This is a genomic window from Streptomyces fulvoviolaceus (assembly GCF_000718165.1).
Taxonomy (GTDB): Bacteria; Actinomycetota; Actinomycetes; order Streptomycetales; family Streptomycetaceae; genus Streptomyces; species Streptomyces fulvoviolaceus.
Window position 1 is genome coordinate 20,656 of the sequence record NZ_JOEY01000024.1, and the last position, 15,417, is coordinate 36,072.

Sequence of the window (15,417 nt, forward strand, 5' to 3'; positions counted from 1 at the left end):
GGGCGGCTCCATCGGCGTGGAGCCGCCCCTTTCCCGTCGTACCGCCTACTTCTTGTCGAGCAGGTCCTGGACCTTCGCACGGACCTCGTCCGTGGCCAGGCCCCGGATCGTGAGCGTCGTACGGCGGCGCAGCACGTCGTCCTGCGTCTCGGCCCACTCGTTGTCCCGGGCGTAGACGACCTGCGCCCAGATCTCCGGCGCGTCCGGGTGCACGCGCTGGGCCAGCTCCGGGTTCTCGTTCGCCAGACGCGCGATGTCGAAGGCCAGCGAACCGTAGTGCGTGGCAAGGTGCCTGGCCGTGTCGGCCGCCATCCGCGGACCCGGCGCAGGGTGGTCGACGAGCAGCCGGTGCGCGACCGCGCGCGGGTTCGCGACACCCGGCAGCGGCAGCTTCTTCGGCAGGGACGAGACGGGCTCGTAGTCGTCACCCAGCGGAGCGCCCGGCAGCGCCTCCAGCTTCTGCATGACCGTACGGCCGATGTGGCGGAAGGTCGTCCACTTGCCGCCCGCGACGGACAGCATGCCGCCACGGCCTTCCGTGACCACGGTCTCGCGCTTGGCCTTCGCCGTGCTGCCGGGGCCACCCGGCAGCACGCGCAGACCCGCGAACGAGTACGTGATCAGGTCACGGGACAGCTGCTGGTCGCGGATGGAGAACGCGGCCTCGTCGAGTATCTGGGCCGTGTCCTTCTCGGTGACCGTGACGTCCGCCGGGTCGCCCTCGAACTCCTCGTCGGTCGTGCCGAGCAGGAGCATGTCCTCCCAGGGGAGGGCGAAGGTGATGCGGTACTTGTCGATGGGGGTCGCGAGCGCGGCCTTCCACGGCGAGGTCCGCTTCAGGACCAGGTGCGCGCCCTTGGACAGGCGGATGGACGGAGCCGCGTTCGGGTCCTCCAGCTTGCGCAGGTGGTCGACCCAGGGGCCGGTCGCGTTGAGCACCAGACGGGCGTTGACGCCGAACTCGTCACCGGACTGACGGTCGCGCAGATCCGCGCCCGTCACCCGGCCCTTGGTGAACCGCAGACCGGTCACCTCGGCGTGGTTCAGGACGACCGCACCCGCCTCGACGGCCGCGCGGACCGTCATCAGCGCCATACGGGCGTCGTTCATCTGGTCGTCGCCGTACACGGCGACGGCCTTGAGGTTGTCGGTGCGCAGCTCGGGCACGTCCTGTGCGGCCTTCGACGGCGAGAGCAGGTGCCCGACACCGTCACCGAAGGCCGACAGGGCGGAGTAGGCGAAGACGCCCGCCCCGAGCTTCGCCGCGCCGTGCGGCCCGCCCTTGTACACGGGGAGGTAGAACGTGAGCGGGTTCGCCAGGTGGGGAGCCACCTGACGAGAGACCGCACGGCGCTCGAAGTGGTTCTCCGCCACCAGCTTCACCGCGCCGGTCTGCAGGTAGCGCAGACCGCCGTGGAGAAGCTTGGAGGAGGCGGAAGAGGTGGCGCCGGCGAAGTCGCCGGCGTCGACCAGGGCCACCCGCAGGCCGGACTGCGCGGCGTGCCAGGCGGTGGAGATGCCCAGGATGCCGCCGCCGATGACGAGAAGGTCGTACGACGCCTTGGAGAGCTGCTCCCGGGTCTCGGCGCGGCTCGGGTTGGAGCCGGAGGCCGGGCGCGTACCCAGGGCAGGCACGGACTGCAGGGTGGACTGACTGGTCATGTGGGGTTCTTACTCCTCGACAGAACTGTCTTCGAGCCAGCCCATGGACCGCTCCACGGCCTTGAGCCAGCTCTTGTACTCACGGTCGCGGGCATCCGCGTCCATGCGGGGGGTCCACTCGGCGGCCCGGCGCCAGTTGGCACGCAGGTCGTCGGTGCTGGTCCAGAAGCCGACGGCGAGACCGGCGGCGTAGGCGGCGCCGAGGCAGGTCGTCTCGGCGACCATCGGGCGCACCACGGGGGCGTCCAGGAAGTCCGAGAGGGTCTGCATCAGCAGGTTGTTGGAGGTCATGCCGCCGTCGACCTTGAGGGCCGCGAGCTCGACGCCCGAGTCCTTGGTCATGGCGTCCGTGATCTCACGGGTCTGCCAGGCGGTGGCCTCCAGGACGGCACGCGCGAGGTGCGCCTTGGTGACGTACCGGGTCAGACCGGCGATCACGCCGCGGGCGTCGGAGCGCCAGTACGGGGCGAACAGACCGGAGAAGGCCGGCACGAAGTAGGCGCCGCCGTTGTCCTCGACGGAGAGCGCGAGGGTCTCGATCTCGGCGGCCGTGGAGATCAGGCCCATCTGGTCGCGCATCCACTGCACCAGCGAACCGGTGACGGCGATCGAGCCCTCGAGGGCGTAGACCGGCTTGTCGTCGCCGATGCGGTAGCCGACCGTGGTCAGCAGCCCGGAGTACGAGTTGATGATCTTCTCGCCGGTGTTCATGAGCATGAACGTGCCGGTGCCGTACGTCGACTTGGCCTCGCCCTCGGCGAAACAGGTCTGGCCGAACAGGGCCGCCTGCTGGTCGCCGAGCGCGGACGCGACCGGGATGCCGCCGAGCAGCTCGCCCAGCTTGCCGCCGGTGACCTCGCCGTAGACCTCGGCGGAGGAGCGGATCTCGGGCAGCATGTTCAGCGGGACGCCGATGGACTCGGCGATCTTCTCGTCCCACTCCAGCGTGTGCAGGTTCATCAGCATGGTGCGCGAGGCGTTGGTGACGTCGGTGTAGTGCTTGCCGCCGTTGACACCGCCCGTCAGGTTCCAGATGACCCAGCTGTCCATGGTGCCGAAGAGGATGTCGCCGGCCTCGGCGCGCTCGCGCAGGCCCTCGACGTTGTCAAGGAGCCAGCGGGCCTTCGGACCGGCGAAGTACGACGCCAGCGGCAGGCCCGTCTCACGGCGGAAGCGGTCCTGGCCGACGTTGCGGCCGAGCTCCTTGCACAGGGAGTCGGTGCGGGTGTCCTGCCAGACGATGGCGTTGTGGACGGGCTCACCCGTGTTCTTGTCCCAGAGCAGCGTGGTCTCGCGCTGGTTGGTGATGCCGATGGCCTTGATGTCGTCGCGGGTGATGCCGGCCTTCGAGATGGCCCCGGCGACGACCTCCTCGACGTTGGTCCAGATCTCGGTGGCGTTGTGCTCGACCCAGCCCGGCTTCGGGAAGATCTGCTCGTGCTCCTTCTGGTCGACCGAGACGATCCGGCCGTCCTTGTCGAAGACGATGCAGCGGCTGGAGGTGGTGCCCTGGTCGATTGCCGCGATGAACGGGCCGGCGGTGTGGGCGTCGGTCACTGTGTGCTCCTGAGGGGTTCCGTGGTCATGGGGACTGCTTCTACTGCTGCTGCTTAATTGCTTTGAAGGATGGTTCTAAGCAAAAGCGACGTTGTAGATGCCTGCAGCGATCGCGCCGCCGATCAGCGGACCGACGACCGGGATCCAGGCGTAGCCCCAGTCGGAACCGCCCTTGTTGGGCAGGGGCAGGAGGGCGTGCACGATGCGCGGACCGAGGTCACGGGCCGGGTTGATCGCGTAGCCGGTCGGGCCGCCGAGGGAGAGACCGATCGAGACGACCACGAACGCGGTGATCAGGGCGCCCAGGGTGCCGAGGCCGTCGCCGTTGGCGTTCAGGCCCTGCGTGAGGATGGCGAGGATCAGCACGACGGTGCCGATGATCTCCGTGGCGAGGTTCTGCCACACGACCGGGACCTCGGGACCGGTGGAGAAGATGCCGAGGACGGGGCCCGCACCCTTCTCCTGGGCCTCGACTGCCTTGGCCTTGGTGGCCTGCGCGCCCGGACCGCCGACGATCTCCCGGTCGGTGAGGTGGGCGTGGAACTGGCCGTAGTACGCGACCCAGACCAGCGCCGCACCGATCATGGCGCCGAGGATCTGTCCGGCCCAGTAGATCGGAACGTTGTCCCAGCCGCCGTCCTTGATGGCGAGTGCGAGCGTCACGGCCGGGTTCAGGTGGGCGCCGGAGAGCGGTGCCGAGATGTACACGGCCGTCATGACGGCGAAACCCCACCCGAAGGCGATGGCGAGCCAGCCGGCGTTGCGGGCCTTGGAGGCCTTCAGCGTGACGGCGGCGCACACGCCACCGCCGAGCAGGATGAGTATGGCGGTACCGATGGTCTCGCCGATGAAGATGTCGGAGCTGGACACCCGCGACTCCTTTGTCCTTCGTCCAGGGGACCGAACCCCGGGTCCCTCCGGAGGTTCGAGCTGCCCTCGGGGTGAGAGCGATGCCGGCCCTTGGCGTTGTCACACTCTAGCGCGTATTGCCGGTAGGTGTTCGACAATGCCGACCGATGGACGCGAGTCTTGCTCCGGCGTTACGTGCACGTCAAGAGTGCTGTTATCGAAAACACGATCGTTATTGATTGCTGTGAGCTATCGATCTTGAAGTGCGGCACGCACGGCTCCGAGGCGGGCACAGTGCGTACCGATCGGGGGGTTTGGGCCGTTGTGTCAGGGTACGACTGAGGGCCGAAACGTCCACCGACGTCCCGGCCCTCTCTCGTACGTCGCTCAGAACCGCCCGGCGCCCAGGTCCCGGGAGACCGCACGGGCACAGTCCCGTACCGCCGCGATCAGCTCGGGGCGCAGCGCGTCCTTCTCGTCGTCCCGGCACAGCCGCTCCACGGCGCCGGTGATGCCGACCGCACCGACCGGCATGCGACGCCGGTCGTGGATGGGCGCCGCGATCGAGGCGACGCCCTCCCAGGTCTCCTCGACGTCCGCCGCGTACCCACGCGCGCGCGTGATGTCGAGGATCTGCTCGAACTCGTCGAGATCGCAGACGGTCCGGTCCGTGAACGACTTGCGGTCGCTCTCCAGCGCCTCGCTGTGCGCGACCGGGTCGTACGCCGACAGGACCTTGCCCAGGGCTGTGCAGTGCAGGGGCTGCATGGCCCCGATCTCCAGCACCTGCCGGCTGTCGTCCGGCCGGAAGACGTGGTGCACGATCAGCACGCCCTGCTGGTGCAGCACGCCCAGATGGACGCTCTCGCCGCTGGAACGGGCCAGGTCGTCCGTCCACACCAGGGCGCGTGCCCGCAGCTCGTGCACGTCGAGATAGGTGGTGCCCAGGCGCAGCAGCTCGGCGCCCAGTTGGTAGCGCCCGGAGGCGTCGTCCTGCTCGACGAAGCCCTCCTGCTGGAGGGTGCGCAGGATGCCGTGGGCCGTGCCCTTGGCCAGTCCGAGTGACGAGGCGATGTCCGAGAGGCCGAGCCGCCGCTCGCCGCCCGCGAGCAGGCGCAGCATCGCGGCCGCCCGTTCGAGCGACTGGATGTTCCGTGCCATCGCCGTACTGCCTCCGTCCCCTTCGACCGTCGACGCGCGACGTCGCTGCCGCCGTTCGGCAATGTCGAACACTACCCGTCCCTGCCGACCTCCCGCTAATGGTCGGTCGGCATCTGTTGCGTCACCTGTATCCCGTCGGTGACCTGCCCGCCATCCTCGTCCGGCCCGTGGACGTCCTGACCATCGGGCGCCGACCCCGCTACTCTGGCGAGGTGCGCCCACCGCGGAGAGTTCCACGGGCCACGCAAAGCCGACAGCCGTCGCATCCAAGGGAGCCCCTTTCATGGCCTCGTCGCCACTGACCCCTTCCGCCGACAGCCGGACCCGTGTGTCCGCGCTCCGTGAGGCGCTCGCCACCCGTGTGGTGGTCGCCGACGGAGCGATGGGAACCATGCTCCAGGCCCAGGACCCGACCCTGGAGGACTTCGAGAATCTCGAGGGTTGCAACGAGATCCTCAACGTGACCCGGCCCGACATCGTCCGGTCCGTCCATGACGCGTACTTCGCGGTGGGCGTCGACTGCGTGGAGACGAACACCTTCGGGTCCAACCACACCGCCGCGGCCGAGTACGACATCGCCGACCGGGTGCACGAACTGTCCGAGGCGGGTGCCCGGATCGCCCGTGAGGTGGCCGACGAGTACGGCGCCCGCGACGGCCGGCAGCGTTGGGTGCTGGGCTCCGTCGGCCCCGGCACCAAGCTGCCCACCCTCGGCCACATCGACTACGCGACGATCCGCGACGGCTACCAGGCCAATGTCGAGGGTCTGCTCGCCGGCGGCGCCGACGCCCTGATCGTCGAGACCACGCAGGACCTGCTCCAGACGAAGGCGTCCGTGCTGGGCGCCCGGCGCGCGCTGGAGGCGACCGGCGCCGACGTGCCGCTGGTGGTCTCGATGGCGTTCGAGACGACCGGCACGATGCTGCTCGGCTCCGAGATCGGCGCCGCCCTCACCGCGCTGGAGCCGCTCGGCATCGACATGATCGGCCTGAACTGCTCGACGGGCCCGGCCGAGATGAGCGAGCACCTGCGCTATCTGGCCCGTCACTCCCGTATCCCGCTGCTGTGCATGCCGAACGCGGGCCTGCCGATCCTCACCAAGGACGGCGCGCACTTCCCGCTCGGCCCCGAAGGTCTGGCCGACGCCCAGGAGACCTTCGTCCGCGACTACGGCCTGCAGCTGATCGGCGGCTGCTGCGGCACCACCCCCGAGCACCTGCGCCAGGTCGTCGAGCGGGTCCGCGACCTGACCCCCGGTGAGCGCCACCCGCAGCCCGAGCCCGGCGCCGCCTCGCTCTACCAGACGGTCCCGTTCCGCCAGGACACCTCGTACCTGGCGATCGGCGAGCGCACCAACGCCAACGGCTCGAAGAAGTTCCGCGAGGCCATGCTGGAGGCCCGCTGGGACGACTGCGTGGAGATGGCCCGCGAGCAGATCCGCGAGGGCGCCCACATGCTGGACCTCTGCGTGGACTACGTCGGCCGGGACGGCGTCGCCGACATGGAGGAGCTGGCCGGCCGCTTCGCCACCGCCTCCACCCTGCCGATCGTCCTGGACTCCACCGAGGTCCCGGTGATCCAGGCCGGCCTGGAGAAGCTCGGCGGCCGCGCGGTCATCAACTCCGTCAACTACGAGGACGGTGACGGCCCGGAGTCCCGCTTCGCGAAGGTCACCAAGCTCGCCCAGGAGCACGGCGCCGCGCTGATCGCGCTGACCATCGACGAGGAGGGCCAGGCCCGCACCCCGGAGCACAAGGTCGCCATCGCCGAACGGCTCGTCGACGACCTGACCGGCAACTGGGGCATCCACGAGTCGGACATCCTCATCGACACCCTGACCTTCACCATCTGCACCGGTCAGGAGGAGTCCCGGGGGGACGGCATCGCCACCATCGAGGCGATCCGCGAACTCAAGCGCCGCCACCCGGACGTACAGACCACGCTGGGCCTGTCGAACATCTCCTTCGGCCTCAACCCGGCCGCCCGTGTCCTGCTCAACTCCGTCTTCCTGGACGAGTGCGTGAAGGCGGGCCTGGACTCGGCGATCGTGCACGCGTCGAAGATCCTGCCGATCGCCCGGTTCACCGAGGAAGAGGTGGAGACGGCCCTGGACCTGGTCTACGACCGCCGGTCCGAGGGCTACGACCCGCTGCAGAAGCTGATGGCCCTCTTCGAGGGAGCCACCACCAAGTCGCTGAAGGCCGGCCGGGCCGAGGAGCTGGCCGCTCTCCCGCTGGAGGAGCGCCTCAAGCGGCGCATCATCGACGGCGAGAAGAACGGCCTGGAGGCCGACCTCGCCGCCGCCCTGGAGACCCGCCCCGCCCTGGACATCGTCAACGACACGCTCCTGGACGGCATGAAGGTGGTCGGCGAGCTGTTCGGCTCCGGCCAGATGCAGCTGCCGTTCGTGCTCCAGTCCGCCGAGGTCATGAAGACCGCGGTGGCCTACCTCGAGCCGCACATGGAGAAGTCGGACGCCGAGGGCAAGGGCACCATCGTGCTGGCCACCGTGCGCGGGGACGTGCACGACATCGGCAAGAACCTCGTCGACATCATCCTGTCCAACAACGGCTACAACGTCGTCAACCTCGGCATCAAGCAGCCGGTCTCCGCGATCCTGGAGGCGGCCGAGGAACACCGCGCCGACGTCATCGGCATGTCCGGCCTGCTGGTCAAGTCCACGGTGATCATGAAGGAGAACCTGGAGGAGCTCAACCAGCGCGGTATGGCGGCCGACTTCCCGGTCATCCTCGGCGGCGCGGCCCTCACGCGCGCCTATGTCGAGCAGGACCTGCACGAGATCTACCAGGGCGAAGTCCGCTACGCCCGCGACGCGTTCGAGGGCCTGCGCCTGATGGACGCCCTGATCGGCGTCAAGCGCGGCGTGCCCGGCGCGAAGCTCCCCGAGCTCAAGCAGCGCCGGGTGCGCGCGGCCGCCGCCGTAGAGGTCGAGGAGCGCCCGGAGGAGGGTCACGTCCGCTCCGACGTCGCCGTCGACAACCCGATCCCCGAGCCTCCCTTCCGGGGCACCCGCGTCATCAAGGGCATCCAGACCAAGGAGTACGCCTCCTGGCTGGACGAGGGCGCGCTGTTCAAGGGCCAGTGGGGCCTCAAGCAGGCGCGCACGGGCGAGGGACCGTCGTACGAGGAACTGGTCGAGACCGAGGGCAGGCCGCGGCTGCGCGGGTTGCTGGACAAGCTGCAGACCGAGAACCTGCTGGAAGCCGCCGTTGTCTACGGCTACTTCCCCTGCGTGTCCAAGGACGACGACCTGATCCTCCTGGACGAGCAGGGCAATGAGCGCACCCGCTTCACCTTCCCGCGCCAGCGCCGCGGCCGCCGGCTGTGCCTCGCGGACTTCTTCCGCCCGGAGGAGTCGGGGGAGACGGACGTCGTAGGTCTCCAGGTCGTCACCGTCGGCTCGCGGATCGGCGAGGAGACCGCGAAGCTCTTCGCGTCGAACTCCTACCGCGACTACCTCGAACTGCACGGCCTGTCCGTGCAGTTGGCCGAGGCGCTCGCCGAGTACTGGCACGCGCGCGTGCGGTCCGAACTGGGCTTCGCCGGCGAGGACCCGGCCGACGTCGAGGACATGTTCGCCCTGAAGTACCGGGGCGCCCGCTTCTCCCTCGGCTACGGCGCCTGCCCGAACCTGGAGGACCGCGCCAAGATCGCCGACCTGCTCGAGCCCGAGCGCATCGGCGTCCACCTGTCCGAGGAGTTCCAGCTGCACCCGGAGCAGTCCACCGACGCGATCGTCATCCACCACCCCGAGGCGAAGTACTTCAACGCACGGTGACACGGGCTCTCACCCGGTGAAGCGCGTCTCACAGAGCGCGCTGATCGGATAAGTCGTACACTGGTCGGTCCACCGCAGGCCGGTTCCCTTAGTGGGAACCGGCCTGATCGTCCCTCAAGGAGGTGCGCCAGGATGACCAGCACGGTCCCCGCGCTCGGAACCCGTACGGCCGAAGGCTCCGCCCTGCAGGCCGTACTCCTCGACATGGACGGAACCCTGGTGGACACCGAGGGCTTCTGGTGGGACGTCGAGGTCGAGATCTTCGCCCGCCTCGGCCACACCCTCGACGACTCCTGGCGCCATGTCGTGGTCGGCGGCCCCATGACCCGCAGTGCGGGGTTCCTGATCGAGGCCACCGGCGCCGACGTCACCCTCGCCGAGCTCACGGTGCTGCTCAACGACGGGTTCATGGACCGCATCGGGCGCGCCCTGCCGCTCATGCCCGGAGCCGCCCGGCTGCTGGCCGAACTGGCCGCGCACGAGATCCCCACGGCCCTCGTCTCCGCCTCGCACCGGCGCATCATCGACCGGGTGCTCGCCTCGCTCGGCCCCCAGTACTTCGCCCTGACCGTCGCCGGCGACGAGGTGGGCCGTACCAAGCCGCACCCGGACCCGTATCTGTTCGCGGCCGCCGGACTCGGCGTGGATCCGGCCAGATGCGCGGTCGTCGAGGACACCGCGACCGGGGTCGCCGCAGCCGAGGCGGCAGGCTGCCACGTCGTGGCGGTGCCGTCCGTGGCGCCGATCGCCCCGGCGGTCCGGCGTACCGTCGTGACCTCGCTCGAAGTGGTCGACCTGGCATTTCTGCGGGGACTGCTGACGGGCTGATGACGGAAATGCGCCGGGCGTTCACCCAGCGTGCGGCGTCGATAGGGGCCAATTCCCGGAGCGCCTCCGGTAAACGAATTCGCAACGTGCCGGGTGGCCGAATTCCTGTACACCCTGACACCGTTGTCCATGTGACGTTCCCCACTCGAAAGGGTCTCGACAGGTGGATAAGGGTGTGCTGTTCGCCCCCTTTCAGGGGGCGTGGGCGTGCCCATGTGTCCCGATTGATGGGACGCTGCACTAATCCTTCCCCGGTCGGGTTTTCGGTGTGTCCGCGCCCGGTTCCGCTCCGTGATGGAAGCTCAACTCCGGTGGCTGTGAACCCTCGTGCAGGTGCGGACTAATCTCCTGGTGAGAACATCACCCTCACCTCCGTGATCCGCCGCAACACCCATGCATGCCGGGTACACGGACGACAGCTCTGGAGAAACTCGAGCATGAACCGCAAGACTTTGGTGCTGCCGGCCGTAATCGGTCTGCTCGCGCCGGTGCTCGCCGCCTGCGGCGGGTCCGACAGCGGCAGCGGCAGCGGCGATGCGATCGTCGTCGGCACCACGGACCGGTTCAGCGCCACGAAGGACGCTCCGGCGCCACTCGACCCCGCCTACGCCTACGACGTCGGCACCTGGAACATCCTGCGCCAGACCGTGCAGACCCTGATGATCCAGCCGAAGGGCGAGGGCGACCCGGTGCCCGAGGCCGCCGAGCGGTGCCGCTTCACCGACAGCGGCAACGAGCGCTACGTCTGCACCCTGCGCGAGGGCCTCGAGTTCGCCAACGGCGACAAGATCACCGCGGCCGACGTGAAGTACTCCATCGACCGCGCCCGCGCCATCAAGGCCGACTCCGGCGTCTTCGCGCTGCTCTCCACCATCGACACCGTCGAGACCCAGGGCGACCGTGAGGTCATCTTCCACCTCAAGAGCGCCGACGCCACCTTCCCGTACAAGCTGTCGACCCCGGTCGCCGGCATCGTCAACCCCGACGACTACGAGAAGGGCAAGCTGCGCGACGGCTTCGACGTCGACGGCTCCGGCCCGTACACCATGAGCGCCGAGGTCAAGAACGACGAGCTCGTCGACGCCGTGTTCACCAAGAACCCCAACTACAAGGGGACCTTGGAGGTGAACAACGACAAGGTCGAGCTGCGCTCCTTCGCGGACGCCGACGACATGGGGGCCGCCCTGAACAAGGGCGACATCGACCTGATGACCCGCACCATGTCGCCCGCGCAGATCAAGAAGCTCTCCGCCGAGTCGGGCGGCGACATCGACGTCGTCGAGATGGCCGGCCTCGAGATCCGCTACCTGGCCTTCAACACCAACGCCCCGACCGTGAAGTCCAGGGCCGTACGCCAGGCGATGGCCCAGCTCATCAACCGCGGCGAACTCGTCTCCAAGGTCTACGGCACCCAGGCCGAACCGCTGTACTCGCTGGTCCCGGCGTCCATCACCGGCCACTCCAACTCGTTCTTCAACAAGTACGGCGACCCGAGCGTCGCCAAGGCCAAGTCGCTGCTGACCCAGGCCAACATCTCGACCCCGGTGAAGCTGACCCTCCACTACACGACCGACCACTACGGCTCGGCCACCAAGGACGAGTTCGAGGACCTGCAGAAGCAGCTCAACGACAGCGGACTCTTCGACGTCAGCATCAAGGGCGCGCCCTGGGCCACCTTCCGCCCGGCCGAGCAGAAGGGCGAGTACGACGTCTACGGAATGGGCTGGTTCCCTGACTTCCCGGACGCCGACAACTACCTCGCGCCCTTCCTCGACAAGGACAACTTCCTCGGCTCGCCGTACGCGAACAGCGAGATCCGCAACACCCTGATCCCGGACTCCCGCCGCGAGGCGGACCGGCTCACCGCGGCCACCAGCCTGACGGAGATCCAGGACATCGTCGCCGCCGACGTCCCCGTGCTGCCGCTGTGGCAGGGCAAGCAGTACGTCGCCGCGCGCGGCGACGTGACGGGCACCGCCTACGCGCTCAACTCCTCCTCGACGCTGCAGCTGTGGGAGCTCGGCCGCGGCGTGAGCGGCTGACACAGCCGAGGGCCCAGCCCGGGGCCCGGGACGAGGGCCCCGGGATCTCAAGAAACGACGACAAGGCACCTGCACGTGAACAAGCGCAACCAGTGGCCGGTCCTGCCGATCGTGGCAGGGCTGGCCTCCGGCCTGTTGACCGCCTGCGGCACGGAGTCCGGGAGCTCCGGATCCGACGGCTCCGCCGTGGTCATGGGAATGTCCGACGACGTCCTGGCCACCGACCCCGCCTCCGGCTACGACCCCGGCTCCTGGCTGTTGTTCAACAACGTCTTCCAGTCGTTGCTGAGCTTCCCCAAGGGCGGCACGGAACCGCAGCCGGACGCCGCCGAGAAGTGCGTCTTCACGGACACCGCGACCAAGGTCTACAAGTGCACGCTGAAGGACGGCCTCAAGTTCAGCACCGGTGACTCGCTCACCTCCGAGGACGTCAAGTTCTCCTTCGACCGCATGCTGAAGATCAACGACGACGACGGTCCCGCGGTCATGTTCCCCATGCTCGACAAGGTCGAGACGCCGGACGAGAAGACCGTCGTCTTCAAGCTCAACACGGCCGACGCCACCTTCCCGAGCAAGGTCGCCTCCGGCGCCGGCTCCATCGTCGACCACCGGCAGTACGACGCCGACGGGCTGCGCAAGGACGGCAAGGCGGTGGGCTCCGGCCCCTACGCGCTGGACTCGTTCAACGACGACGAGGCCGTCTTCTCCGTCAACGAGAACTACAAGGGCACCGCCGACCCCCAGAACTCCGGCGTGACGCTCAAGTTCTTCCACGGTGACCAGTCCGCCCTGAAGTCGGCCCTGACCGCCAACAAGATCGACATCGCCTACCGAGGCCTCACCGCAGGCGACATCAGCGACATCGAGAACGCCGACGACGACTCCGGCGTCGAGGTCGTCGAGGGCAGCAGCGCCGAGGTCCAGCACCTCGTCTTCAACATGGACGACCCGGTCGCCGGACAGCTCGGTGTCCGCAAGGCCATGGCCTACCTGCTCGACCGCGAGGCCCTCATCAAGGACGTCTACCAGGGCACCGCCACACCGCTCTACTCGATGATCCCGGCCGGCATCGCGGGCCACAACACCGCGTTCTTCGACACCTACGGCGCCAGCCCCTCCAAGGCCAAGGCCGCCGCCGCCCTGCAGGCCGACGGCATCACCGACAAGGTGAAGCTGACCCTGTGGTCGACCCCGTCCCGCTACGGCCCGGCCACCGACCAGGAACTGCAGACGATCGCCGAACAGCTCAACGACAGCGGCCTGTTCGACGCCGACGTCGAGTCCGTGGCCTTCGACCAGTACGAGAAGGACATCGCCAACGGCAAGTACGGCGTCTATGTGAAGGGCTGGGTGCCCGACTACCCGGACGCCGACAACTTCACGGCCCCCTTCTTCGGCAAGGGCAACGTGCTGAGCAACAACTACAGCAACAGCGCGATCACCGGCACGATCATCCCGCAGACCGCCTCCCAGGTGGACCGCGCCGCCACGGACGACACCTACGGCAAGCTCCAGGACATCGTCGCCGACGAGGTCCCCGTCCTCCCGGTCTGGCAGGCCAAGCAGTACGCCGTCGTCCGCGACGACGTCTACGGCCTGGAGTACTGCCTCGACGCCTCGACCGTCTTCCGGTTCTGGGAGCTCAGCAAGGGCTGAGCGACCACCGCAGGCACGAAGAGGGCGCCCCTGCCTGGCAGGGGCGCCCTCTTCGTCGTGGCGGACCGAAAACCTACTGTGCGCCGGGGCGCACCAGACCGCTCTCGTACGCGTACACCGCGGCCTGCACGCGGTCGCGCAGCCCCAGTTTGGTCAGGACGTGACCGACGTGCGTCTTGACGGTGGTCTCGCTGACGAACAGGTCGGCGGCGATCTCCGCGTTGGACAGCCCGCGCGCCACCAGCTTCAGGACCTCCACCTCGCGGTCGGTGAGGGTGTGCAGGGTGTCGGGCACCGGCTCGTCGCCGGAGGGCAGGTGGGTGGCGTACTTGTCGAGCAGCCGCCGGGTGATGCTCGGCGCGAGCATCGCCTCGCCCGCGGCCACCACCCGGATGGCCTGCACCAGTTCGTTCGCCGGGGCGTCCTTGAGCAGGAACCCGCTGGCACCGGCCCTGAGCGCCTCCACCACGTACTCGTCGAGGTCGAAGGTGGTCAGCACGAGCACCTTGGCCGGACCGTCCCGCCCCGGACCGGTGATCTGCCGCGTCGCCTCGACACCGTCCATCCGAGGCATGCGGATGTCCATCAGAACCACATCGGGCTGCAGGGCCCGCACCTGGTCGAGAGCCTGCAGGCCGTCTCCGGCCTCGCCGACGACCGCAAGGTCCTGCTCCGCCTCCAGAATCATCCGGAAGCCGGTGCGCAGCAGCGGCTGGTCGTCGACGAGTAGGACGCGGATGGCCACGTGAGTCTCCTTCGCTAGTCCGGCCCCATTCTGCCCTGCGCCACGCTCCCGGACTCGGCCGCCCTCACCGGCCAGCGGCTGCGTCTCCCGGGGGACGCTGTATTAGCTTGCGGCTGCGCCGTGGGCCGGACCCTCGGCTGGTTCCGGGCCGGCCGCCCTCACCGGCAAGGGATACGGCGGGGGAGTGCCGCCGAACTCCGGGCAGTGGGCCTGGTGGTCGCACCAGCCGCACAGCTTGGTGGGACGGGGCCGCCAGTCGCCCGTCTCCGTGGCCTCGCGGATCGCCTCCCACAGCGCGTGCAACTTGCGCTCGACGCGCTCCAGGTCGGCGAGGACGGGGTCGTACGTCAGCACGTCACCGCTGCCGAGATAGACGAGCTGGAGCCGACGGGGGATCACGTCCTTCAGCCGCCACACCACCAGGGCGTAGAACTTCATCTGGAACAGCGCACCCTCGGCGTACTCGGGCCGGGGCGCCTTGCCCGTCTTGTAGTCGACGATCCGTACCTCACCGGTCGGCGCCACGTCGACGCGGTCGATGATGCCGCGCAGCTTCAGCCCCGAGTCCAACTGCGCCTCGACGAACATCTCCCGCTCGGCGGGCTCCAGCCGGGTCGGATCCTCCAGCGTGAACCAGCGCTCCACGAGCCGCTCCGCCTCACCGAGCCAGCGCGCCAGCCGCTCGCCCTCCGGATCGTCGGCGAAGAGCTCCACCACCTCCGGCCGGGACTCGCGCAGCCGGTCCCACTGACCCGGCACCAGCGACTTGGCGCGTGGAGCCGTGCGCTCGGCCGCCGGGGCGTCGAAGAGCCGCTCGAGGACCGAGTGCACCAGGGTGCCCCGGGTCGCCGCCTCGCTCGGCTTCTCCGGCAGCCGGTCGATCACCCGGAACCGGTACAGCAGCGGGCACTGCATGAAGTCACTGGCACGCGAGGGGGACAGGGAGGCCGGCGCTATGGCGAGCCGTCCGCCCGCGGTCGCGCTCTCCCCTGCCGCCGCCGTCGAACCGGCCACGACCGGCGGTTCCGCTGCCGCGGTGTCGCCGCTGTGGGCCTCCGTCACGCCCTCGGTGCTCGTCTCCATGACCACAGACCATACGGCCCGCCACTGACAGTGAC

At 69.0% G+C, this 15,417-nt stretch carries 10 protein-coding genes; 4 read left to right on the forward strand and 6 right to left on the reverse strand.

Features of this window, described 5'->3' with window-relative positions:
* Positions 1–45: 45 nt before the first annotated feature.
* The 4 genes from IG08_RS0125040 to IG08_RS0125055 form a co-directional block, all read right to left on the reverse strand.
* Positions 46–1,662, reverse strand: a complete 1,617-nt coding sequence (locus tag IG08_RS0125040) for a glycerol-3-phosphate dehydrogenase/oxidase (protein ID WP_030606424.1) — start codon at positions 1,660–1,662, stop codon at positions 46–48.
* Between the two features lie 9 nt (positions 1,663–1,671).
* On the reverse strand, positions 1,672–3,219 hold the full coding sequence (gene glpK / locus IG08_RS0125045) for a glycerol kinase GlpK (protein ID WP_030606428.1): 1,548 nt from the start codon (positions 3,217–3,219) through the stop codon (positions 1,672–1,674).
* A 75-nt stretch (positions 3,220–3,294) separates the two neighbouring features.
* A complete protein-coding gene (locus IG08_RS0125050) occupies positions 3,295–4,089 on the reverse strand; it encodes an MIP/aquaporin family protein (protein WP_030606430.1) in 795 nt (264 codons plus the stop codon).
* A gap of 366 nt (positions 4,090–4,455) precedes the next feature.
* A complete protein-coding gene (locus tag IG08_RS0125055; protein WP_030606433.1) occupies positions 4,456–5,229 on the reverse strand; it encodes an IclR family transcriptional regulator in 774 nt (257 codons plus the stop codon).
* Between the two features lie 283 nt (positions 5,230–5,512).
* On the opposite strand from IG08_RS0125055, the gene metH reads away from it, so the two are divergent.
* From metH to IG08_RS0125075, 4 genes are all read left to right on the forward strand, one after another.
* On the forward strand, positions 5,513–9,028 hold the full coding sequence (gene metH / locus IG08_RS0125060) for a methionine synthase (protein ID WP_030606436.1): 3,516 nt from the start codon (positions 5,513–5,515) through the stop codon (positions 9,026–9,028).
* 132 nt (positions 9,029–9,160) lie between these two features.
* Positions 9,161–9,856: an HAD family hydrolase gene (locus IG08_RS0125065; protein ID WP_030606439.1), complete on the forward strand. Its 696-nt coding sequence runs from the start codon at positions 9,161–9,163 to the stop codon at positions 9,854–9,856.
* Positions 9,857–10,293: 437 nt separating this feature from the next.
* Positions 10,294–11,898: an ABC transporter substrate-binding protein gene (locus tag IG08_RS0125070; protein ID WP_030606442.1), complete on the forward strand. Its 1,605-nt coding sequence runs from the start codon at positions 10,294–10,296 to the stop codon at positions 11,896–11,898.
* 75 nt (positions 11,899–11,973) lie between these two features.
* Positions 11,974–13,554 (forward strand): ABC transporter substrate-binding protein, encoded by a 1,581-nt coding sequence (locus IG08_RS0125075; protein ID WP_030606445.1) that lies wholly within the window; start codon positions 11,974–11,976, stop codon positions 13,552–13,554.
* A gap of 73 nt (positions 13,555–13,627) precedes the next feature.
* Here the strand turns inward: IG08_RS0125075 and IG08_RS0125080 are convergent, their stop codons facing one another.
* Positions 13,628–14,299: a response regulator gene (locus IG08_RS0125080; protein WP_030606450.1), complete on the reverse strand. Its 672-nt coding sequence runs from the start codon at positions 14,297–14,299 to the stop codon at positions 13,628–13,630.
* A 102-nt stretch (positions 14,300–14,401) separates the two neighbouring features.
* Positions 14,402–15,382, reverse strand: a complete 981-nt coding sequence (locus IG08_RS0125085; protein ID WP_043455133.1) for a RecB family exonuclease — start codon at positions 15,380–15,382, stop codon at positions 14,402–14,404.
* Positions 15,383–15,417 lie beyond the last annotated feature (35 nt).

Excerpts from the sequence above, each read along its gene's own strand:
- IG08_RS0125040 (WP_030606424.1), bottom strand. The coding sequence starts at position 1,662 with ATGACCAGTCAGTCCACCCTGCAGTCCGTGCCTGCCCTGGGTACGCGC.
- IG08_RS0125055 (WP_030606433.1), bottom strand. The coding sequence starts at position 5,229 with ATGGCACGGAACATCCAGTCGCTCGAACGGGCGGCCGCGATGCTGCGC.
- metH (WP_030606436.1), top strand. The coding sequence starts at position 5,513 with ATGGCCTCGTCGCCACTGACCCCTTCCGCCGACAGCCGGACCCGTGTG.
- IG08_RS0125065 (WP_030606439.1), top strand. The coding sequence starts at position 9,161 with ATGACCAGCACGGTCCCCGCGCTCGGAACCCGTACGGCCGAAGGCTCC.
- IG08_RS0125070 (WP_030606442.1), top strand. The coding sequence starts at position 10,294 with ATGAACCGCAAGACTTTGGTGCTGCCGGCCGTAATCGGTCTGCTCGCG.
- IG08_RS0125085 (WP_043455133.1), bottom strand. The coding sequence starts at position 15,382 with ATGGAGACGAGCACCGAGGGCGTGACGGAGGCCCACAGCGGCGACACC.